Origin of the sequence: Paraglaciecola algarum (genome assembly GCF_021532655.1) — a bacterium.
In the GTDB taxonomy this organism is placed as follows: Bacteria; Pseudomonadota; Gammaproteobacteria; order Enterobacterales; family Alteromonadaceae; genus Paraglaciecola; species Paraglaciecola algarum.
Genome location: NZ_JAKGAS010000022.1, coordinates 1 through 20,351, shown reverse-complemented (window position 1 = coordinate 20,351; position 20,351 = coordinate 1). Strand labels below are relative to the sequence as shown.

The following is a 20,351-nucleotide window of genomic DNA, read 5'->3' as shown; positions in this document are numbered from 1 at the left end:
CCAATCGCGATGGACGAAGGTTTACGCTTCGCAATCCGTGAAGGTGGCCGTACAGTAGGTGCGGGTGTTGTTGCTAAAATCCTTGACTAATATTTAGTTATTGATTGAAGAAAGGTCACTTAGGTGGCCTTTTTTATTGCCCGCAGCTTACTATCATTTAGCGATTAACCCGATGACAATTCATACAGGCTCCAGACACTTTTCCTGCTAAATAATAATTAGTCTGTCCTAATGACGTTGCTATTCTTGCTTTACTTACTGTACTTACGAACTCTCTCATAGTGTTTTCTAAAAAAGGGTGATTTGAACCTGTTTCTCGAGCTTTTAAACTGGTGGCAATGTCTTCAATATTACGTAGGGTTTTTGAAACTGCTTTTCGATTAATCTGCAGTTTATCTTGTTTTTGTAATTGTTGATCTAGTTGTTGCATATGGAAAGCCAAAGTTGCCATTTTACTACGTAGTTCTTGGCCACTCGTATACTCAAAATTAGGCGGGTATGTAACTTTTCTTAATGTCTGGGAGAGGTTATTTGAGCAGCTAGTTATAAGTAAACTAGTCAAAGCCAAAACTAATTTATACCTCGGTATTTTATTTTTTGGATGATTCATGTTGACCTACTAGTTAAGTGATAATACTTGTTTATAAGATCTATCCTAGTCGGCAAATTTATTTAAATCCACGGTATTGTGATATTCGTTCAACAGCCCCTACTTAAAATAAGGTGAATTGGTTTAAATATAATACTAATGACTTAGTCCAGGCTGTATTTCTATGATTTTACTATTTTCCAGCAATACAACACGCTCTAGTTGCACCTTTCTTATAATATTCTTTGTTGTATTATTTGCAGGGTTATACTGTTCTTTTACCAAATCCATGCGAAAAGAGCCGGCTATTATATCCAAATAGCTATTTCCGGTTACATCGGCTAAAGCTAAGCCAGTGATACTTTTAGGTGCTCCAGGTACGTTATGCCGACTAAAATTTTGTTTACCGTCATTTTCAAACCAAACAAGGCTTTGCCTTTTGGGGTCGTCCCAATAGTTATTCCAACTGCTCACGACTATGTCTAAATCGCCGTCTTTGTCTAAGTCGCCTACCGCAGAAGAAACAGCGCCGTAGAAACGTGCAATGTCTTTAAATTCAAACTTAAGGTCACCCTTGTTTTCCAGCCACTGTACGCCGTGATAAGGCTTAGGGTCGGTTTGTAAATCGTTAGCATCACCGTTGGTCATCAATAAATCAAGATCATTATCACCATCAAGATCAACCGTTTTTAAGCTGGTGAAGCCCATTAGAGGGTGGTTAGCTTGAAATAATTTAGTGGTTGTAAAGGTGCCATCGCCCTTATTGATAAACCCTGCAATTAATTCATGCTGTTGGGTGATAAGGCTGACGAAATCAATTAAACCATCATTGTTTAAGTCTATTGGTGATAGATTTAGTGCGCCGGTAGCTTTCATTAAAGTGTGCTTAATGTGTTTATCGTCTCCTTTATTTTCTAGCCAAGCTAATTCGCCAGGAACGTCAGCTCCAAATATGGCAATGGCGATATCTAAGTCATTATCGCCATCAATATCTAAGGCTTTAACATCTGTTACGCGGCCTACATTTTCCAGCAATACTTGTTTGTCAAAATCACCAGATTCTAATTGTTTTAATAATGTGACTTTGCCTTGGTTTTTCCCTTGAGGTGTAAAGAATAAGCCTAAAGAAGCGACTATAATGTCTTTTTTCCCATCTTTATCATAGTCGACTACCTCGGTGTGACTTGGCATTTTTATCTCAGCTAGAACCTTTTCCGAGATTTTATTTTGGGCCATTGTTATTAAAGATACTGCATTGTTTTCATCGTCACTAATTAAAAACTCAGTGTTATTATTTTTGAATAAGTTAACAGGATTTATGTGGGCGATCATGGGCAAGGTTGAGCGTGAGATATACTTTGTTGGAATAAATTGACGGTTACGCTCCTTAGTTTCGTGATAGGGTAATTTAGGCAATTCTGTTGGGCTAGTTCCATAATAATAAGCTGTAATATCGCGAATATGTTCTGCTGATATATAAGGTTTTCCAAAGTTTTCTTGCGCCATTTCTGCCATGGTTTTGACTATGTAAGGCCAACTTTTTTTAGGTAATAATTGTGGCGAAGGAGGGGCATGACAAGCACCACAATATTGGTTTGTTAGAGCAATAATTTGTTTGACGGTTTTAGGTTTTGATTGTTGAGCTTGTGCAAATATTGGTAGGCTTATGATCAACGCAGAAAAAATACAGCCAAATAAAGTGAAGTGATACATCTAGGCCTAGCTTATTAATATTTTGATAGTGAGAACACGTTAAGTCGTATTACTTTTAATATTGAATACTTTAACATTGCTATTATTGTTCTTCTAGCTGAGTTTTAACTCTAAGTGTAACCACGTATCATTCATCTTTTAGTCTCAATTAAATAAATATATGTCAGCCATACACAGACAGCTTATTGCTTTAGATATGCTTGCTCAAGATTTAATTGAGGAGTTAGATGGCTTGTGTAGTGAGCGAGTTACTCAACAATATTTAGCTTTGTTGAAGCAGTATCATATTCATGGGCTGAGTTTAGCTGATGAAGTTGAAACCTTGAGTGACTATGATTTCTCAAAGTGGATAACTCAGCATCAGGTTTGTCGGTTTTTAATTAGTAAAAAGTTACTCTTAGTGCAAAATCGGTTAGTTGGATACGTGCTTGATTATTATGATGCAAGTAGAAAGTCAGATGAAATTCGTCATAGTGATTTTTCTGAGCACGCAGATCGCAGATTCGACTTGTTAACTACCAAGGCGATTAAGGCTAGATCTCAATATAGAACAGTAGCAAAAGCTATGAATCAAAATGATTATCTTAAGTTAATTGAATATATTGGTTTACCATTATTTGATTGGGGCTGGGAGCAACTTTAAGCAACAGAAAAATGGTTAAAGGTTTTGTCATAAACAAGGTTCGACTAAAGTTTTGGGTAAAAAGGAAAGGTTAATGAAATATAGCGTGTTAGGTTGTAGTGGAGAAAAGGTTTCACGAGTCTGTTTAGGCAGTATGACTTGGGGGTTACAAAATAACCAACAAGATGCCAATCAGCAAATTGATTATGCTTTAGCTCAAGGTGTGAATTTTATTGATACCGCAGAAATGTACGCAGTACCGCCATCGCCTGCAACCTATGGGGCAACCGAGACTATTATCGGTAATTGGATTGCAAACAACTCGTCACGGCGCAAAGAAATTTTACTGGCGACTAAAATTGCTGGTGGTGGTTTGCCCTATATTCGTAGTGGTAGTCCTATTTCTGGAGAGTCGATAATCGAGGCCGTAGATGGATCATTAAAACGATTACAAACTGATTATATCGACTTGTATCAACTACATTGGCCTAATCGAACTTCTCCTCATTTTGCTAAACATTGGCCCGGTAGCATTTCTTTTACAGACGTTGATCGAGATGTTCACGAGCAACAAATGTTAGAGATATTGCAAGCTTTACATACTTGTATAAAAGCAGGGAAGATAAAGTATTGTGGTTTATCAGATGATACGACTTGGGGGATCAACACCTACCTAAAGCTGAGTGATAAATATGCGCTGCCTAAAATGGTGTCTATCCAAAATGAATTTAGTTTATTACATGCTAAAGATTGGCCATACCTAATTGAGAACTGTGTGCATGAAAATATAGCCTATTTACCTTGGTCTCCACTAGCAACGGGATTATTAAGTGGAAAGTACGCTAATGGTAATCGCCCACAAGGCAGTCGTTGGACTATTGCACAGAGAAATGGGCTTTTCCGCGACACGCCCAATGCCCATGCTGCCACAGCGGAATACGTCGAAATTGCAAAATCAGTTGGTATAACGCCTTCTCAATTGGCGCTGGCATGGTGTGATCAAGTAGATGGGGTGACTTCAACCATTATTGGTGCGACAAATTTGGAACAACTAAAAGAGAATATAGCTGCATTTGAAAAGCCTTTATCTGAGGACACGTTAGCGGCCATTCAACAAGTGTTTAATGATTATCCCGTTCCTTTTTAAATCTAAAATAACTGATTACAAATTGATGCAGTGCTTTATATTTAAGTGATTTATAATGCCTTCATTGTTGACAATTAAATAAACAAAAATGAGTAAATATGTTCAAAATAAAAAATACTATTAAATTTACCGGTGCAGCTTTGTTGCTGGCGACTTCTTTTCTATCACAAGCCACGGTTGTCGAAGTACAAACCTCTCTGGGTAACATCCAAATCAACTTGTTTGATGAAACTACCCCTAAAACAGTAGAGAATTTTCTAAGTTACGTTAATTCAGGACAATACGCTAATAGTGTTGTGCATCGCTCTATTCCGGAGTTTATTACTCAAAGTGGAGGGTATACTTATACTGGACCCTTAAATGATAATAACGGATTAGAGCTTATTGATACCAGCGGAGGGCCTGTGGTGAATGAACCAGAGTTGTCTAATTTACGTGGCACAATTGCTATGGCGAAATTGGGTGGTGATCCTAACAGTGCTACATCAGGCTGGTTTTTCAACTTAGTTGATAACAGTGCTAATTTAGATGTTCAAAATGGTGGCTTTACAGTTTTTGGTCAAGTAATAGGGGATGGCATGGATGTTGTCGACGCTATTGCTGCTCTACCCCGTGAAGGTGAGTATCCAATTATCAAGGCCATAGAGGATGGAGTAGACATCACAGATGAAAATCTTGTCGTTATTACAGACATAGTAGTAACGGATGCTACTGTTGTGACTAACCCTGATTTAAATCCGGCGCCCAATACGCTAATAAATGCTTCCCCAGGAGGGAATACAGGTGACGATTCTAGCTCAGGCGGCGGTTCTTTTGTTTGGTTAAGTTTATTTGCGGCCTTAGGTTTAAGTCGTTATTTCAGACGTAAAAAATAGAAGGTAGTCACAAATGTGATACTTCTGTGAGGATTTAGCTCACATTAATGCGCATACTTAGTTGAGTTTTTATTCAAACGGGTATGCGCATTATGACTACTAGAAATTCAATTCATTTATCTTCAATTTTAGTTTGTTTGTTATTGGTTGCTTGCGGCGGTTCAAGCTCGGCACCTACAGGCAATACTCCGGTGATTTCACCCACACCACAAACACCAGCACCTGCTCTAACAGTACTCAGCGGTACATTTATTGATTCAGCCGTGCAAGGTCTCAATTATGTCACTGCAACTCAGACTGGCACAACAGACGAAGAAGGTACATTTTTGTATATAGATGGTGAGACTGTGACATTTTCTATTGGTGATATTCAGTTTCCTGAAGTGACCGCAGGTGAGATGTTAAGTCCGTTAGATGTGTTTGGTGTGACGGATGTCAATGATATACAAGTACAAAATATGGCGCGTTTGTTACAAAGTTTAGATCAAGATGGTATTGCCGGAAATGGCATCACTATTTCTGACAATGCCCATACTCAGGCGACTGGTTTAACCGTTGATTTTGCTTCCGCTGATTTTGCTACGCAGGTGGAGGGTTTAGTGGCTAATACTGGTGCTGTGTATACTTCTTTAATCAGCGCCCAATCGGCAATTGAGCATCTTAACCTAAGTCTAAGTAATGAAGCGAATACGCAAAACTGTGATCTAAATACGAGTAAAGCTGGATATACTGGAGAGTTTACTAATTACGCCCATGATGTGGCGGGTAAGGCTAAAGTCTTAGACGGCTGTACCATAGAAATCACTATGTTCAATTTTGATGGCCAAGCACCCAATGTGCGCTTCTATTCTGGTAATAATTTAATGTTCACAGGAGATAATGCAGTAGCCTTAAGTGATAGAATTGACGGTAGAGCGTATCAAGCTGAGACTATTATTTTGCGTATGCCTGCTGGTGTGTCGGTGGACGATTTTGACAGCATAAGCGTTTGGTGTGTTGAGTTTACCGTTGATTTTGGTAGCTTGGTACTTGCAGGCCCGTAATTATTTTATGTGAATTTTAAAAGCCCGAATAGTTGCCTATTCGGGGCTTTTTGTAAGCAGCTTGAAGTTATTTAATTTCGATTAGTTCTACTTCAAATACTAATACTGCATCAGGCCCAATTTTAGGCGCGCTGCCTCTTGAACCGTATGCGATATCTGAAGGGATAGTCAGTTCAAACTTGTCGCCTACATTCATAAGTTGTAAAGCTTCGATCCAACCTTTGATTACGCCTGTTACAGGGAACTCTGCTGGCTGACCACGCTCGTAAGAACTGTCAAAAACAGTGCCGTCAGTTAACATGCCTTTATAATGCACTACCACTGTTTTATCTTCAGTTGGAATTTCACCTTCGCCTGCAACTAATTCTTTGTACTGTAAACCACTTTCAGTGACCACTACGCCTTCTTTTTTAGCGTTAGCTTCTAAGTAGGCAGTACCTTCAGCTATGTTTTTAGCACTTAATTCAGCTTGAGCCGCTTGTTGTTTGGCTTGAGCTTGTGCCTGCATAGTTTGAATCGCTGTTTGGATTTCTTCTTGAGTTAAACGAGACTCAGCTTCTGATTGTACATCTTCAATCGCCATTTTAAAGGCTGTGATATCTAAGTTGATGTCGTCACGTTTGAATTGCCCAGCAAGGTTAGTCCCGACTATGTAACTTAACTTTTGCTCTAATGATGCTAACGCAGGATCTGCTTCTGTGTCTGCGCCATCAGTTTTAGTAGCGGCTGCTGTTTCAGCTGCAGCTTTATCAGTTGCGGTTTCAGTAGCAGCTTTGTCGCCGCCACAGGCAGCAAGAAATAGAGAAGATGCCGTTAATAAGGCAATAGATTTTAATTTCATTGAGTTTCCTAAATTTTTGCGGAAGGTTTATAGAACTATCTAAACTGGGCAAATATGTAAGCTTGATAAAGATAAGATAAAATTTTATTTAATAACAGTAGTATTACAATGCGGTTACATAAGTCAGCTTTCAAGTGTTAACTGTTAATTAAATCAAAAAAGCCCTATTAATTTTCATTAATAGGGCTTTTTAATAAAACTTAAGCGTTAACTATAAGGTTTTATTTTTTAGCAGCGTTACGCTCTTTAACTTCTGCAATAACTTTCTCAGATACAGCATTTGGACATGGGCTGTAGTGTGAGAATTCCATTGAGAATTGACCGCGACCAGAAGTCATAGTACGTAGGCTTCCGATATAACCAAACATTTCTGAAAGAGGAACGTCAGCTTTAACACGAACACCTGTTGCGCCAGCTTCTTGATCTTTTATCATACCGCGACGACGGTTCAAATCACCAATTACGTCACCAACGTGATCGTCTGGAGTAAATACGTCAACTTTCATGATAGGTTCAATTAACTGAGGGCCAGACTTAGGAATTGACTGACGGAATGCACCTTTAGCTGCAATTTCAAATGCCACTGCTGATGAATCAACTGCGTGGAATCCACCGTCAAATAATTCAACTTCAACGTCTAACACTGGGAAACCAGCTAGAACACCGGTGTCCATCATGCCAGCAAAACCTTTTTCGATAGCAGGGAAGAATTCTTTAGGTACGTTACCACCCACAACAGTTGATTTGAAAACAAAACCTGAATTCGGCTCGCCAGGTTTAATGCGGTAATCGATCTTACCGAATTGACCAGAACCACCAGACTGTTTCTTATGGGTATAAGAATCTTCAACCGCTTGAGTAATAGTTTCGCGGTAAGCAACTTGAGGTTGACCTACTTCTAACTCAACGCCGTAAGTACGCTTAAGGATATCTACTTTGATATCTAAGTGAAGCTCACCCATACCAGAAAGGATAGTTTCACCAGAATCTTCATCTGTTTCAACGCGGAAAGTTGGATCTTCTGCAACCATCTTACCGATAGCAATACCCATTTTCTCAGTTGAACCTTTATCTTTAGGCTTAACAGATATTGAGATTACTGGCTCTGGGAATACCATAGCTTCTAGGATAATTGGGTCTTTTGGATCACATAATGTGTGACCTGTTTGCACGTTAGACTTCATACCAACTATCGCGATGATGTCACCGGCTTGTGCGCTGCTTAATTCATTACGATCATCAGCTTGCATCTCACACATACGACCAATACGCTCAGTTTTACCTGTAGCAGCATTAAGTATAGTGTCGCCTTTCTTAAGGGTACCAGAGTAGATACGTACGAAGGTTAACGCACCAAAACGGTCATCTGTAATTTTAAAGGCTAATGCTTTGAAAGTTTCGTCGGCAGAAACTATAGCGTGTTTACCAGTAGGCTCACCTTCTTCATCTGTAAGAGGTTGAGGATCAACTTCAGTAGGTGAAGGTAAATAATCAACAACAGCGTCAAGAATAAGTTGAACACCTTTGTTTTTAAAAGCTGAACCACAGTATGTTGGGAAGAAGTCCATGGTACGTGTACCTTTACGGATACAACGTTTGATGTCTTCAATAGATGGCTCTTCGCCTTCCATGTAAGCCATCATTAGGTCATCGTCTTGCTCAACTGCAGTCTCGATTAACTGTTCACGGTACTCTTCTACTTTATCAACCATGTCAGCAGGTACATCTTTGATTTCGTAGTTTTCTGGAAGACCTGTGTCATCCCAAACGTAAGCTTTACGAGTAAGAAGGTCAACAACACCAACGAACTCATCTTCAACACCAATTGGCAAAACCATTACCAAAGGATTAGCTGCTAATACATCTTTAGTTTGCTGAACAACACGATAGAAATCAGCACCCATACGGTCTAATTTGTTTACGAAAATAATACGTGCAACTTCTGAGTCATTCGCATAACGCCAGTTAGTTTCTGATTGAGGTTCAACCCCACCAGAACCACAGAATACACCTACGCCGCCATCTAATACTTTAAGTGAACGGTAAACTTCAACTGTGAAGTCAACGTGCCCAGGAGTATCGATAACGTTAAAACGGTGATCTTTCCAGAAACATGTTACAGCTGCTGATTGGATAGTAATTCCGCGCTCAGCTTCTTGTTCCATGAAATCGGTAGTAGATTCACCGTCATGTACTTCACCAGTTTTATGGATTTGGCCAGTAAGTTTAAGGATACGCTCTGTGGTGGTAGTTTTACCCGCGTCAACGTGGGCAAAAATACCAATATTTCTGTATTTTGATAAATCTTTCATTATTCCAACTTCAATATGAGTAAAAATTGCGCGGGATTATACAAGATATTTAAACAATATGCTGTTTTTCTTTTTTAATAAAATCAGATAATTAATTTAAGCTTCTTTATTTTGGCTGTTTTTTAGCTGTGCGGTCACTAAAAAGCCTTTAGTTAATAAATCACCGAAAATAATTTTACCTAATTTATAAGATAATTTTTTCTTAGGTCGGACTGGGCCAATTTTGATATTGCTATATCCGGCGTTTTCAAACATTTGATAGACATCTTTTCTCGCAAAGAAGCGTAGATGGGTTCTGTCTAATACACCAGAGTCTTTATATTCGAAGCGCTTTTTGAATAACAGCTTAAGTACAAAAGATAAGTTTCTAATATTTGGGATGCTGCAAATAAACACTCCACCATCTTTTAGGTTTTGTTTTAGGTCTTCACAAACCGTCCAAGGATCAACTAAATGCTCGAGAATATCACCAGCAATAATATGGCTAAAATGTTCTTTAGGTAATGTTTTAATCATGACTTCTGCATCCCCTTCTAGTACATGATCTAAAACCTTTAATTCTTTAGCATGTGACGCAGCGTCAGTGAATTTTTCGATGCCCCAAATTTCATCCGCTTTTTTTTCTCTAGCTATATAGGCGCATGTTGCTCCGCCTCCACAACCTAGTTCTAAAACAACATTGTTAGTATTACTTGGAACTAAAGCTGCCAACTCTGTTCTCGCATGAGAGTAATAATTGTTTAAATCTTTCAATACTGATGCTCCGTAGTCATTATTGTTCCGTTTATTTGAGTAAAAATAAGATATTGAATTCAGCGCATTATATATTAATTAGTGTTAGATAGTACTCCGAGTAAGGATAAAAGGTTTGAAATTGAGGACGCCGGTCTTTGTTTCAAAGTATTTTCAAGACATGGGCATGACACGGTTTCGGCCTAGATTTTTAGCTTGATAAAGTTGTTTATCTGCTTCTTCAACTAATGCCAGTGGGTTCATGCCTTTTTGTAATTCGGCTACTCCCATTGAAGCGCTAATGTCGCCCAATACTTCGCCACTACGTTTGTCTTTTACGCCAATTTTTTCAATAGCTTTACGCATTGATTCGGCCATACTTCGCGCTTTAGCAAATGATGCGTTGGGAACTATAATGGCAAACTCTTCACCGCCAAAGCGAAAAGCTTGAGCACCATCTCGGCATGTAGCTTGAAGTTTTTTAGCTGTGGCTTTCAAAACTAAGTCGCCCATTACATGACCGTAGTTGTCATTGATCTTTTTGAAATAATCTAAATCAACAATAATTAAACATAATCCAGGTTGTATTGATTGTGTTGCCAGTTCTTCATCAAAGTAACGCCTGTTACATAAACCTGTTAGGGCATCGTATAACGCTTCTTGTTGGCTTTGTTCTAGTTGACTTTTAAGTGCTTCTATTTCTTTATGGGCATCACTTAACGCTGAGTTAAAACTAATGGTACTGCGCCGAATGTTTTGAGTTTCTTTTACTAAGTTACGCACGAGAGCCATAACTTCTTCAATGGATAACCCTTCTTTTTCGACTTTAGCCAGATCATCTACGCAGTTATCCATAGTTTGTTTAAATGTACTGGTTTCGGAGCGCGTATCATTAAGTGATTGAGATAATTGGATTAGCATACCTTCAACAGATTGGCGTAATTCCCAAGCAGAGACTTCTTCTTTTTCGGCTAAGTAATTGCGATATAACTCTTTGGTTCTAACTTCTGATAAGGCAATTTTATTTTCTATTAGATTATCAACGGCACTGCTTAGGTCTGGTGATTCATTCGACACATAGGTATACCAAAGTGCATAGTTGGTGGGTACGGCCGACACTTTATGTTTGAGTAATAAAGGTATGGTTTGCTTAAGTGTTGAGAAAGAAGCTTCTACATTAGTGTCAGCCATAATATTTTCCTGTCCTTTACTGTATGCTCTCAGTGTACACAAAAAGCGAGTATTTCAAGAATAAAATTATCTTTAAAAATTATAATTGCTCGATTGTATTTAAGTCCAATGCACCATAATATCTGGGCACTAACTAAATGAAAATAAGGAAACGAGATGAAAAAGGTTATTATTTTAAGTGCTCTATTGTTATCAGCATTCAGTGTAACTGCTGCACCAGCTAAATCTGAGAAACAAGCAAAACAAGCTGTTGAGTTTCGTCAGTCTATCTTTAAGCTAATTAAAAGTAATGTGGGCGCCTTGGGAGCTATGAATAAAGGCGTGATTCCTTTTGATGCAGATACGCTAGAAACTAATGGTGTGCGATTGGAACAGTTATCTTTAATGTTAGAAGATTATTTTGCTGTTGACACTTCAAGTTTTGATGTTAGTACAGAAGCCTTAAATAAAATTTGGTCAAATACCTCTGATTTTAATAATAAGGCGCAAGATTTAACCAAAGCGGCTCAAAACTTACAATCTGCTGCTAAAAGTGGTGATGAAGGTCAATATAAGAGTGCTATTGGCGGTGTTTTTAAAACCTGTAAAGGTTGCCACGATAGTTACAAAAAAGACTAACTCTCTTAAAGCTGGCACCTTTAATATTAAAGTTTAAGAAATTAAACAGAAAACCGTTTGTGTGAATGACCTTTACAAAAAATACAAACGGTTTTTTATTCAGTGCTTTTAAATACCTGATCCCAAGTTTGGATTTTTATTATTAATAATAAAAGTCTACTTCTGGAATTGGCGGAGCAATTTCTACTAGCCAAAATACAAAAACTGCAACAATAATGGCTAATACAATTGCTTTGAGTATTTGAGAATGGGCTATTGATTGTTGTTCGGTGACTACTTTTTTTCCATGAAACATAGGGCTAACTAAATTATGTTTAAGGGCAAATTTGTACCACAGAATAACGGCTATATGGATTGCAATAAAAATCCATAAAAAACTGAAAGTTTTGTGATGTAACCATTGCAAAACACTTTGCACAGAATCACTGACCGTTTGGTAATAAGGCCCCGAGTGAACTATTTCATTGGTACTAAATAATCCAGTCGTTGCCTGTATACCAACTAATATTAATACCAGTGGTAACATTAATCCGCCTACAGGATTGTGGCCAATTGTTGATGTGTCTTGTTTTTTTATTAGACACTTAATGTAGTGAATCATGGCTTTAGGCCCTGCAATGAAACTACTAAATCTAGCGTATTTGGTGCCAATAAAGCCCCAGATTAATCTAAATATAATTAAGCCCAAAATGAAGTACCCAAGATAGAAATGAAAATCCATAGCATCTTCAAATACTTCAGCAGTAAACCATTGAATAACCAAGCAAACAGCTAAAATCCAGTGAAATAAGCGTACCGGTAAATCCCAAACAAGTCTTTTTTGCATTATTTTTTCTGCTCTAATAGTGTTTATTAAAAAGGTGAATTCTAAAAGAAGGGGGGGGGGCTAATGGCCGCCGCCACTGATAATTTGTACTTGTGCGATATCTGTATCACCTTTAATTACTTTTAAAATACCATCTTGGGTTAAGGTGCGCATTCCATCACTCATGGCCTGGTCTTTCATGGCATGCACTGAAGCTTCTTTATAAACTAAAGCTCTTAATTCATTAGTCATAGCTAATAATTCGTGTACACCTGTTCGTCCTCTGTAACCCGTATCTCCACATTCTTCACAGCCTTTTCCTTTGTGTAACATAAGAGGTTCAGGTAGATTTAGTTCCTCAATATATTCTTCTCCATATTGACGTTTAATAAAGGCGACTTCTGATTCAGTAGCGGGATATTTCTCTTTACAGTTTCCGCATAAGGTTCTAATCAAACGTTGGGCTAAAATACCCACACAAGCATCTGAAAAGTTGACTGGATCTAACCCCAAATCTAATAAACGTGTAATAGTTTCTGGTGCTGAGTTAGTGTGTAAAGTTGAAAACACTAAGTGGCCAGTAAGTGACGCTTCGATACCTGCATGAGCAGTTTCTTTGTCTCGCATTTCACCTATCAGAATGATATCAGGATCGGCCCTTAAAAATGCTCGCAAAGCGTTGGCGAATGTAAAGCCAATTTTAGGGCTGACTTGCACTTGTTGTAAACCAGGTTGGGTAATCTCTACCGGATCTTCCGCAGTCCAGATTTTTTTCTCTGGAGTGTTAATGTGGCCTAATACCGCATGCAAAGTGGTGGTTTTACCAGAACCCGTTGGCCCAACCACTAACATGATACCGTGAGGTTTTTGGATTAATTCTAAAATTCGTTTGTGATTTCGCGGAGATAGATTGAGTTTACTCATGGGCATGGCACCGCCTGCCGCTAGTATCCGCATGACCACGCCTTCACCGGCGACAGTTGGCAGGGTAGCAACCCGTACTTCGATAAGTTGGCCGGACATACGAAATGACAACTTACCGTCTTGTGGCACACGTTTTTCGGCAATATTTAAGTTCGACATTATTTTAATGCGGGCAATCACAGCATTGTGATGTGAAGCTGGTACCTGTGTGATGTCACGACATACGCCATCAATCCGCATTCTGACTCGAGTAGGTGCATTTTTTTCTGGATCAACGTGAATATCAGAAGCGTTTAAACGTTTAGCGTCATGTAATACTCGGCTTACCAACCTCACCACGGCGGGAGCATCGTCAGACATTTCGTCACTTTGTTCGTCTGTTTCTTCTGCACTGGTACCGATTTCGTCAAGAATTTCGTCCATCGCACCCGGTGTACCACCGCCGCCAGACGCTTCACCTAAATATTGCAATATAGTATTGGGTAAGCTTACCGAAATTTCGTAGCTGTCTATCCCTAAAGCACTTTCAATTTCCATTAGCAGTGTGGCGTTATTAGGTTCCGCCATTAACACTATCGGATTATCTGCCACGTCAGCAATGACAGCTACTAGGTTACGTTTTAGGTATGAAAGATTTAACTTACTTTCACTTTGATAAAGATGATACTTGTCTGGTAAGTAGGCTAAGTATGGTACTTGGTAATGAACCGACAAGGCCATACCTAAATCGTCGTCGGGCACTCGGTATTCTGAAGCTAAGCGTTGAACGAGCTGTTTGTCGTCATTACTGGATTCTTTTAACTTTTTAAGTTGTGAGTCACTGATTAAGTTACGATGAACTAGATAATCAAATGGCTCACTAGTTCCTCCAAGTTCATAACGGAACTTCTTTCCAATAATATCTGAAATTTGATTTGCAAGGTCCAGATCGGCTGACGAGAAATCCGCATCCTTCTTATTGATAATTTGCATTACGCCCATAAGCACTCCTGAATCGAGTATGGGGATACAAATGATATTACGAGTCTTAAAGGTAGAGCTTTTATCGAACTTGTCTGCGAAATTCAGGCGTTTATGAATACTCGCTAGTTCTTCCTTATTATACGGATCGTTAATAATAAGGGCCGATTGGCTAAGCGCTACATAGCCGGCAATAGACATAGGGCTAATAGGGACTTTAATTTCTTTAGTTTCTTTACCTGTTTTAAAACGAGCAACTAAATCTTGATGTTGTCTGCGCCGCATAAAAATACTCATACGCTCTGCACCAAACCATTCAAGAATAAAAGGCTCGAATTTATGGTATGCATCCATAAGCGATGGGTATGTCGTGAGCAGTTGATTAATATGATCGAACTTGCTTTGATTAGCGCCTAAATCTGTCATTTATTTATTTAAAGTACTGCTTTTTATATTTATTTTATTAGGCCTTACTATAACTGACACTCGGCAAACAGCAAATAGCTTATTTTTTTAAGCAGCCAGCAAAGTAAATTCAGTTAAGCAGCTTAGCGGCTTGATTTTAAAATACATTAAATATCAACTTAGGCCTCATATTCATTGATAGTAACTTAGGCCTCATATTCATTGATAGTAAGAGTACTTGGCGATTAACTAAACTTTTATTGTTAAATAATCCTTGCCTAGGACTAACTATTCTGTATAATTCGCGCCCTCATTGTCTTAGCGGATAATGTTCGTTGGTTAGAATTAAAGTATAACTTTGCTTGCAAAGCACGTTAGTTCACAAAATACCAACAGAAAAAAACAGGGTCCCGATTGGGGACTAATAGTTTACACGCATCCTCCTATCAAAATTAATTGATGGTGTGGGTGATTTTTTTTGTTCTTTCGATTGGAGCTAAATCGATGCCAAATCAAAGAATTCGCATTCGTTTGAAAGCGTTTGATCACAAGTTGATCGATCAGTCTACGGCTGAAATCGTTGAAACTGCGAAGCGTACAGGTGCTCAGGTTAGCGGTCCTATTCCACTACCTACACGTAAAGAGCGCTACACGATACTTACTTCACCGCATGTTAATAAAGATGCACGTGACCAGTATGAGATTCGTACACACAAGCGTTTGGTAGATATCATTGAACCTACTGATAAAACAGTAGACGCGTTAATGAGATTGGACTTGGCTGCTGGTGTTGATGTTCAAATCAGCCTGGGCTAACAAGAGAGGGTTTTAACATGGCGATTGGTATTATCGGTCGTAAAGTAGGAATGACACGTATCTTCACTGAAGATGGTGTTTCAATTCCTGTGACTGTTATTGAAGCCACCCCGAATCGAGTTACTCAGTTACGTACTGAAGAAATCGACGGGTATAAGGCGCTTCAAGTAACCGCTGGCGACAAAAAAGCAAACCGCGTAAATAAAGCTTCTGCAGGTCATTTTGCTAAAGCTGGCGTGGAAGCTGGTCGTGGTTTATGGGAGTTTCGCTTAGACAGCAACGAAGGTGAAGGTATTGAAGTAGGCAGTGAAATCACTGTTGAAATCTTTAACGACACTAAATTAGTTGACGTTGTGGGAACTTCTAAAGGTAAAGGTTTTGCTGGTGCCATTAAGCGCCATAACTTTAGCCACCAACGTATGACACATGGTAACTCATTGTCGCACCGTGCACCTGGTTCGATTGGTCAAAACCAATCACCTGGTAAAGTTTTCAAAGGTAAGAAAATGGCCGGGCAAATGGGTAACAAGCGTGCAACAGTGCAGTCTTTAGACGTAGTACGAGTTGATGCTGAGAACAATCTTTTATTAATAAAAGGTACTGTTCCTGGCGCACCTGGTGGTGACGTTATTATTAAGCCTGCTGTCAAAGCGTAACGTCTGAGGAGTTAAGTGATGGAATTAGTATTGAAAGACGCCAAAGGCGGTCTTGAAGTATCCGAAGCAACCTTTGGACGTGATTTTAACGAAGCACTAGTACATCAAGTAGTAGTTGCATTCGGTGCAGGAGCTCGTCAGGGTTCTCGCGCACAAAAAACACGCTCTGAAGTTCGTGGTGGTGGTGCTAAACCTTGGCGTCAAAAAGGAACAGGTCGTGCCCGTGCTGGTACAATCCGTAGTCCTATCTGGCGTTCTGGTGGTGTAACATTTGCTGCTAAGCCGCAGGATCACAGCCAAAAAGTAAACAAAAAGATGTACCGTGGTGCGATTCAAAGCATCCTTTCAGAGTTGGTACGTCAAGAACGTTTAGTTGTGGTTGAAAAATTTGAAGTTGAAGGACCTAAAACTAAGGCTTTACAGTCTAAGTTAGCAGCTCTTGAACTTAAAGATGTACTTATCGTGACATCAGAAGTAGACGAGAACTTGTTCTTATCTGCACGCAACTTGTACAAAGTTGACGTTCGTGATGTTCAGGGTATTGACCCAGTAAGTCTTATTGCATTCGAAAAAGTATTGATTACTGCTGATGCAGTTAAACAATTAGAGGAGTCGCTAGCATGATAAATGAAGAGCGTCTACTTAAGGTGTTATTAGCACCACATGTTTCTGAAAAAGCAACGCTTTCTGCTGAAAATAACAACACTGTTGTATTGAAAGTAGTGAAAGATGCGAACAAAGAAGAAATCAAAGCTGCAGTTGAAAAATTGTTTGAAGTTGAAGTTGATTCTGTTCGTACACTAAACGTTAAGGGTAAAACCAAGCGTCACGGTGCATCTTTCGGTAAGCGTAAAGACTGGAAAAAAGCTTACGTTGTGCTTAAAGAAGGTCAAGACATCGACTTTGCTGGCAGCGAAGGCTAAGAAGGGGATTAGATATGCCATTATTGAAAGCTAAGCCGACTTCACCTGGTCGTCGTCACGTAGTTCAGGTTACTAACCCTGATCTACACAAAGGCGCACCTTATGCTCCTTTGCTTGAGAAGAACAGTAAGTCTGGTGGTCGTAACAACAATGGTCGCATTACCGTGCGTCACATTGGTGGTGGCCATAAGCATCATTATCGCGTGATCGATTTTAAACGTAACAAAGATGGCATCCCAGCCAAAATTGAACGTTTAGAATATGATCCGAACCGTTCTGCAAACATATGTTTAGTATTGTACGCAGATGGTGAGCGTCGTTATATTTTAGCGCCTAAAGGTGCTAAAGCAGGTGACGCAATCCAATCAGGTTCTGATGCGCCTATTAAAGCAGGTAACACTTTACCAATGCGTAACATTCCAGTAGGTACTACGGTACATGCTATTGAAATGAAGCCTGGTAAAGGTGCACAAATTGCTCGTTCAGCGGGTGCTTACGCACAGATCCTAGCGCGTGCCGAAGGTTATGTAACTCTTCGTTTACGTTCTGGTGAAGTACGTAAAGTACTAGCAGATTGTCGTGCCACCATTGGTGAAATCGGCAACGCAGAACACATGCTACGTTCACTTGGTAAAGCCGGTGCGAACAGATGGCGCGGTATCCGCCCAACTGTACGTGGTGTTGCCATGAACCCTGTTGATCACCCACATGGTGGTGGTGAAGGTCGTACCTCTGGTGGCCGTCATCCTGTTTCACCTTGGGGCGTTCCAACTAAGGGTAAGAAAACACGTAGTAACAAGCGTACTGATAAATTAATCGTACGTCGTCGTAATAAGTAACAGCGAGGATTCACCATGCCACGTTCTCTCAAGAAGGGTCCATTTATAGACCTACACTTGCTGAAGAAGGTCGAGGCTGCAGTGGAGAAAGGCGAGAAAAAACCAATTAAGACTTGGTCACGCCGCTCTATGATCATCCCAGATATGATTGGGTTGACCATTGCAGTCCATAACGGTCGCCAACACGTTCCTGTATTTGTCAGTGACGAAATGGTCGGCCACAAATTGGGCGAATTTGCTCCAACGCGTACTTACCGTGGCCATGTCGCGGATAAGAAAGCCAAGAGATAGGATATAGATTATGGAAGCTTTTGCTAAACATCGTCATGCTCGTACCTCTGCTCAAAAGGCACGCTTGGTAGCAGATCAAATTCGTGGTTTACACGTTGAAAAAGCTCTTGAAGTTTTGGCTTATAGTCAAAAGAAAGGAGCCGATCTAGTCAAAAAAGTACTAGAGTCAGCGATTGCGAACGCCGAACATAACGAAGGTGCAGATATTGACGAATTGACAGTATCTAAAATCTTCGTTGACGAAGGTCCAACTATGAAGCGTATCAAGACTCGAGCGAAAGGTCGTGCTGATCGTATATTTAAGCGTAGCAGTCACATCACTGTTGTTGTGTCTGATAACTAGGAGAAGATAATGGGACAGAAGGTACATCCTACGGGCATACGCCTGGGTATCAGCAAACCATGGACATCTACCTGGTACGCTAATACTGCAGATTATGCAGATAATCTGTTTAATGACCATCAGGTACGTCAGTATCTGACTAAGGCTCTTAAAACTGCTTCACTTTCGAAATTAATTATCGAACGTCCAGCGAAAAGCATTCGTGTCACTATACACACTGCTCGTCCTGGCGTAGTAATTGGTAAGAAAGGCGAAGACGTTGAGAAGCTACGTAAGCATGTATCTAAGCTAGCCGGTGTGCCAGCTCAGATCAACATTGCTGAAGTACGCAAGCCAGAGTTAGATGGTCAACTAGTTGCGGATAGCATTGCTAGCCAACTAGAACGTCGTGTTATGTTCCGTCGTGCTATGAAGCGCGCCGTGCAAAACGCAATGAGAATTGGTGCTAAAGGTATCAAAGTTGAAGTAAGTGGTCGTTTAGGCGGCGCTGAAATTGCTCGTTCAGAGTGGTATCGTGAAGGTCGTGTACCATTACACACGTTCCGTGCAGATATCGACTATGCAACATCAGAAGCAGCAACTCAATACGGTATCATTGGCGTAAAAGTATGGATCTTCAAAGGTGAAGTATTAGGTGGTTTACCACTTACTCACGAGCAGCCAGCTGCTGCACCTAAGAAGAAGGGCCGTGCTCCTAAGCGTGAGGGCTAATTATGTTACAACCTAAACGTATGAAGTTCCGTAAAATGCATAAGGGTCGCAACCGTGGTTTTGCTGCGGGTGACAATGTAAGTTTCGGAACTTACGGACTTAAGTCTGTAGGACGTGGTCGTATGACTGCGCGCCAAATCGAAGCAGCTCGTCGTGCAATGACACGTGCCGTTAAACGTCAAGGTAAAATTTGGATTCGAGTTTTCCCTGACAAACCAATTACTGAGAAGCCTCTAGAAGTGCGTCAAGGTAAAGGTAAAGGTAACGTTGAATACTGGGTATGCCAAATTCAGCCAGGTCGTGTTTTATACGAAATGGAAGGTGTGCCAGAAGAAGTCGCACGTGAAGCATTTGCATTAGCCGCTTCTAAGTTGCCATTTAAAACAACTTTCGTAACTCGGACGGTGATGTAATGAATGCCACAGAACTGAAAGAAAAAAGCGTAGAAGAATTGAACGCAGAGTTATTAAACTTGCTTCGTGAACAATTCAACTTGCGTATGCAAGCGAGCACAGGTCAGCTTGAAAAAACTGACGGTCTTCGTAAAGTACGCCGGTCTATCGCGCGTGTTAAAACCATTCTGACTGAAAAGGCTGCATAAGATGACTGAACAAACAGTTCGTACAGTACAAGGTCGTGTGGTTAGCAACAAAATGGATAAAACCATCACTGTTGCAGTAGAACGTAAAGTGAAACACCCAATTTATGGTAAGTTCATTAAACGCACTACTAAGCTACACGCACATGACGAAACTAACCAGTGTAACGAAGGCGACGTAGTCACAGTAAGTGAATGCCGTCCTTTGTCTAAGTCAAAAAACTGGACTTTAGTAGACGTTATTACTAAAGCTTAATCGCTTTTAGTAAAAAGAAATATAAAAGGCGCTTATCGCAAGATAAGCGCCTTTTTTGTATGTTTTGTCTCATCCTGAAATACGTTGACATAAAGAGGACTTCTTTATGGAAACATCAAGCAATAAAAGCGTCAGACGTTC

At 39.9% G+C, this 20,351-nt stretch carries 25 protein-coding genes; 17 read left to right on the top strand and 8 right to left on the bottom strand.

From position 1 onward, the window contains the following. The coding region (locus L0668_RS20450; protein WP_235313656.1) for an EF-Tu C-terminal domain-related protein at positions 1–90 on the top strand (90 nt) is incomplete at its 5' end. A 67-nt stretch (positions 91–157) separates the two neighbouring features. Here L0668_RS20450 and L0668_RS20445 read toward each other — a convergent pair. Together L0668_RS20445 and L0668_RS20440 are read right to left on the bottom strand one after the other, a co-directional pair. Then, positions 158–430, bottom strand: coding sequence for a hypothetical protein (locus tag L0668_RS20445; protein WP_235314587.1), 273 nt, complete (start codon positions 428–430; stop codon positions 158–160). A 315-nt stretch (positions 431–745) separates the two neighbouring features. After that, positions 746–2,302 carry an FG-GAP repeat domain-containing protein gene (locus L0668_RS20440; protein ID WP_235314586.1) on the bottom strand — a complete coding sequence of 519 codons (1,557 nt, stop codon included), beginning with the start codon at positions 2,300–2,302 and terminating at the stop codon, positions 746–748. A gap of 160 nt (positions 2,303–2,462) precedes the next feature. Between L0668_RS20440 and L0668_RS20435 the strand changes: the two genes are divergently transcribed. The 4 genes from L0668_RS20435 to L0668_RS20420 all read left to right on the top strand — a co-directional run bounded on the left by L0668_RS20435 (position 2,463) and on the right by L0668_RS20420 (position 5,989). Continuing rightward, on the top strand, positions 2,463–2,945 hold the full coding sequence (locus tag L0668_RS20435; RefSeq protein ID WP_235314585.1) for a hypothetical protein: 483 nt from the start codon (positions 2,463–2,465) through the stop codon (positions 2,943–2,945). A gap of 73 nt (positions 2,946–3,018) precedes the next feature. Then, the gene (locus tag L0668_RS20430) at positions 3,019–4,071 is read left to right on the top strand and encodes an aldo/keto reductase (RefSeq protein WP_235314584.1); all 1,053 of its coding nucleotides are present in this window, start codon (positions 3,019–3,021) and stop codon (positions 4,069–4,071) included. 98 nt (positions 4,072–4,169) lie between these two features. Continuing rightward, positions 4,170–4,946 carry a peptidylprolyl isomerase gene (locus L0668_RS20425; RefSeq protein WP_235314583.1) on the top strand — a complete coding sequence of 259 codons (777 nt, stop codon included), beginning with the start codon at positions 4,170–4,172 and terminating at the stop codon, positions 4,944–4,946. Between the two features lie 92 nt (positions 4,947–5,038). Beyond that, the gene (locus L0668_RS20420) at positions 5,039–5,989 is read left to right on the top strand and encodes a DM13 domain-containing protein (protein ID WP_235314582.1); all 951 of its coding nucleotides are present in this window, start codon (positions 5,039–5,041) and stop codon (positions 5,987–5,989) included. Between the two features lie 67 nt (positions 5,990–6,056). Here L0668_RS20420 and bamJ read toward each other — a convergent pair whose 3' ends face one another. The 4 genes from bamJ to L0668_RS20400 all read right to left on the bottom strand — a co-directional run bounded on the left by bamJ (position 6,057) and on the right by L0668_RS20400 (position 11,065). Then, positions 6,057–6,830, bottom strand: a complete 774-nt coding sequence (gene bamJ / locus L0668_RS20415) for a BamJ family beta-barrel-assembly machinery protein (RefSeq protein ID WP_235314581.1) — start codon at positions 6,828–6,830, stop codon at positions 6,057–6,059. Between the two features lie 221 nt (positions 6,831–7,051). Continuing rightward, positions 7,052–9,142 carry an elongation factor G gene (gene fusA / locus L0668_RS20410; RefSeq protein WP_235314580.1) on the bottom strand — a complete coding sequence of 697 codons (2,091 nt, stop codon included), beginning with the start codon at positions 9,140–9,142 and terminating at the stop codon, positions 7,052–7,054. 96 nt (positions 9,143–9,238) lie between these two features. Next, entirely contained in the window at positions 9,239–9,895 is a 657-nt protein-coding gene (locus tag L0668_RS20405; RefSeq protein ID WP_235314579.1) for a class I SAM-dependent methyltransferase, read from the bottom strand. A gap of 153 nt (positions 9,896–10,048) precedes the next feature. After that, positions 10,049–11,065: a diguanylate cyclase gene (locus L0668_RS20400; protein ID WP_235314578.1), complete on the bottom strand. Its 1,017-nt coding sequence runs from the start codon at positions 11,063–11,065 to the stop codon at positions 10,049–10,051. Between the two features lie 156 nt (positions 11,066–11,221). Between L0668_RS20400 and L0668_RS20395 the strand changes: the two genes are divergently transcribed. Further along, entirely contained in the window at positions 11,222–11,683 is a 462-nt protein-coding gene (locus L0668_RS20395) for a c-type cytochrome (protein WP_235314577.1), read from the top strand. A gap of 142 nt (positions 11,684–11,825) precedes the next feature. Here L0668_RS20395 and L0668_RS20390 read toward each other — a convergent pair whose 3' ends face one another. Together L0668_RS20390 and L0668_RS20385 are read right to left on the bottom strand one after the other, a co-directional pair. Then, positions 11,826–12,509 (bottom strand): cytochrome b/b6 domain-containing protein, encoded by a 684-nt coding sequence (locus L0668_RS20390; RefSeq protein ID WP_235314576.1) that lies wholly within the window; start codon positions 12,507–12,509, stop codon positions 11,826–11,828. A 60-nt stretch (positions 12,510–12,569) separates the two neighbouring features. Further along, complete coding sequence (locus tag L0668_RS20385) at positions 12,570–14,726, bottom strand: ATPase, T2SS/T4P/T4SS family (RefSeq protein WP_370659921.1); 2,157 nt, start codon at positions 14,724–14,726, stop codon at positions 12,570–12,572. Between the two features lie 555 nt (positions 14,727–15,281). Here L0668_RS20385 and rpsJ point away from each other — a divergent pair. From rpsJ to rpsQ, 11 genes are read left to right on the top strand one after another with little or no spacing between them, the layout of a single operon-like run. Next, a complete protein-coding gene (rpsJ, locus tag L0668_RS20380) occupies positions 15,282–15,593 on the top strand; it encodes a 30S ribosomal protein S10 (protein ID WP_006992667.1) in 312 nt (103 codons plus the stop codon). A gap of 17 nt (positions 15,594–15,610) precedes the next feature. Beyond that, positions 15,611–16,249, top strand: coding sequence for a 50S ribosomal protein L3 (rplC, locus tag L0668_RS20375; RefSeq protein WP_235314574.1), 639 nt, complete (start codon positions 15,611–15,613; stop codon positions 16,247–16,249). 18 nt (positions 16,250–16,267) lie between these two features. Next, on the top strand, positions 16,268–16,873 hold the full coding sequence (gene rplD, locus L0668_RS20370; protein WP_235314573.1) for a 50S ribosomal protein L4: 606 nt from the start codon (positions 16,268–16,270) through the stop codon (positions 16,871–16,873). Next, positions 16,870–17,172, top strand: coding sequence for a 50S ribosomal protein L23 (gene rplW / locus L0668_RS20365; RefSeq protein ID WP_235314572.1), 303 nt, complete (start codon positions 16,870–16,872; stop codon positions 17,170–17,172). The genes rplD and rplW overlap by 4 nt, the downstream gene beginning before the upstream one ends. Before the next feature lie 14 nt (positions 17,173–17,186). Continuing rightward, positions 17,187–18,011 carry a 50S ribosomal protein L2 gene (rplB, locus tag L0668_RS20360; protein ID WP_235314571.1) on the top strand — a complete coding sequence of 275 codons (825 nt, stop codon included), beginning with the start codon at positions 17,187–17,189 and terminating at the stop codon, positions 18,009–18,011. A gap of 15 nt (positions 18,012–18,026) precedes the next feature. Continuing rightward, entirely contained in the window at positions 18,027–18,302 is a 276-nt protein-coding gene (gene rpsS, locus L0668_RS20355; RefSeq protein WP_014107406.1) for a 30S ribosomal protein S19, read from the top strand. Positions 18,303–18,312: 10 nt separating this feature from the next. Beyond that, complete coding sequence (gene rplV, locus L0668_RS20350) at positions 18,313–18,645, top strand: 50S ribosomal protein L22 (protein ID WP_235314570.1); 333 nt, start codon at positions 18,313–18,315, stop codon at positions 18,643–18,645. 9 nt (positions 18,646–18,654) lie between these two features. Beyond that, positions 18,655–19,356, top strand: coding sequence for a 30S ribosomal protein S3 (rpsC, locus tag L0668_RS20345; RefSeq protein WP_235314569.1), 702 nt, complete (start codon positions 18,655–18,657; stop codon positions 19,354–19,356). Positions 19,357–19,358: 2 nt separating this feature from the next. Beyond that, positions 19,359–19,769, top strand: a complete 411-nt coding sequence (rplP, locus tag L0668_RS20340) for a 50S ribosomal protein L16 (protein ID WP_235314568.1) — start codon at positions 19,359–19,361, stop codon at positions 19,767–19,769. Then, positions 19,769–19,957: a 50S ribosomal protein L29 gene (gene rpmC / locus L0668_RS20335; RefSeq protein ID WP_235314567.1), complete on the top strand. Its 189-nt coding sequence runs from the start codon at positions 19,769–19,771 to the stop codon at positions 19,955–19,957. The genes rplP and rpmC overlap by 1 nt, the downstream gene beginning before the upstream one ends. A 1-nt stretch (position 19,958) precedes the next feature. Continuing rightward, positions 19,959–20,210 (top strand): 30S ribosomal protein S17, encoded by a 252-nt coding sequence (rpsQ, locus tag L0668_RS20330; protein ID WP_235314566.1) that lies wholly within the window; start codon positions 19,959–19,961, stop codon positions 20,208–20,210. Positions 20,211–20,351 lie beyond the last annotated feature (141 nt).

Bases quoted from the DNA above. Each gene is read 5' to 3' on its own strand.
- rpsC (WP_235314569.1), top strand. From the start codon at position 18,655: ATGGGACAGAAGGTACATCCTACGGGCATACGCCTGGGTATCAGCAAA.
- rplC (WP_235314574.1), top strand. From the start codon at position 15,611: ATGGCGATTGGTATTATCGGTCGTAAAGTAGGAATGACACGTATCTTC.
- L0668_RS20385 (WP_370659921.1), bottom strand. From the start codon at position 14,726: ATGGATGCATACCATAAATTCGAGCCTTTTATTCTTGAATGGTTTGGT.
- L0668_RS20440 (WP_235314586.1), bottom strand. From the start codon at position 2,302: ATGTATCACTTCACTTTATTTGGCTGTATTTTTTCTGCGTTGATCATA.
- L0668_RS20425 (WP_235314583.1), top strand. From the start codon at position 4,170: ATGTTCAAAATAAAAAATACTATTAAATTTACCGGTGCAGCTTTGTTG.
- L0668_RS20430 (WP_235314584.1), top strand. From the start codon at position 3,019: ATGAAATATAGCGTGTTAGGTTGTAGTGGAGAAAAGGTTTCACGAGTC.
- rplV (WP_235314570.1), top strand. From the start codon at position 18,313: ATGGAAGCTTTTGCTAAACATCGTCATGCTCGTACCTCTGCTCAAAAG.
- rplW (WP_235314572.1), top strand. From the start codon at position 16,870: ATGATAAATGAAGAGCGTCTACTTAAGGTGTTATTAGCACCACATGTT.
- L0668_RS20435 (WP_235314585.1), top strand. From the start codon at position 2,463: ATGTCAGCCATACACAGACAGCTTATTGCTTTAGATATGCTTGCTCAA.
- rpmC (WP_235314567.1), top strand. From the start codon at position 19,769: ATGAATGCCACAGAACTGAAAGAAAAAAGCGTAGAAGAATTGAACGCA.
- bamJ (WP_235314581.1), bottom strand. From the start codon at position 6,830: ATGAAATTAAAATCTATTGCCTTATTAACGGCATCTTCTCTATTTCTT.
- rpsS (WP_014107406.1), top strand. From the start codon at position 18,027: ATGCCACGTTCTCTCAAGAAGGGTCCATTTATAGACCTACACTTGCTG.
- rpsJ (WP_006992667.1), top strand. From the start codon at position 15,282: ATGCCAAATCAAAGAATTCGCATTCGTTTGAAAGCGTTTGATCACAAG.
- rpsQ (WP_235314566.1), top strand. From the start codon at position 19,959: ATGACTGAACAAACAGTTCGTACAGTACAAGGTCGTGTGGTTAGCAAC.
- rplP (WP_235314568.1), top strand. From the start codon at position 19,359: ATGTTACAACCTAAACGTATGAAGTTCCGTAAAATGCATAAGGGTCGC.
- L0668_RS20420 (WP_235314582.1), top strand. From the start codon at position 5,039: ATGACTACTAGAAATTCAATTCATTTATCTTCAATTTTAGTTTGTTTG.
- rplD (WP_235314573.1), top strand. From the start codon at position 16,268: ATGGAATTAGTATTGAAAGACGCCAAAGGCGGTCTTGAAGTATCCGAA.
- L0668_RS20390 (WP_235314576.1), bottom strand. From the start codon at position 12,509: ATGCAAAAAAGACTTGTTTGGGATTTACCGGTACGCTTATTTCACTGG.
- rplB (WP_235314571.1), top strand. From the start codon at position 17,187: ATGCCATTATTGAAAGCTAAGCCGACTTCACCTGGTCGTCGTCACGTA.
- L0668_RS20445 (WP_235314587.1), bottom strand. From the start codon at position 430: ATGCAACAACTAGATCAACAATTACAAAAACAAGATAAACTGCAGATT.
- L0668_RS20395 (WP_235314577.1), top strand. From the start codon at position 11,222: ATGAAAAAGGTTATTATTTTAAGTGCTCTATTGTTATCAGCATTCAGT.
- L0668_RS20400 (WP_235314578.1), bottom strand. From the start codon at position 11,065: ATGGCTGACACTAATGTAGAAGCTTCTTTCTCAACACTTAAGCAAACC.
- fusA (WP_235314580.1), bottom strand. From the start codon at position 9,142: ATGAAAGATTTATCAAAATACAGAAATATTGGTATTTTTGCCCACGTT.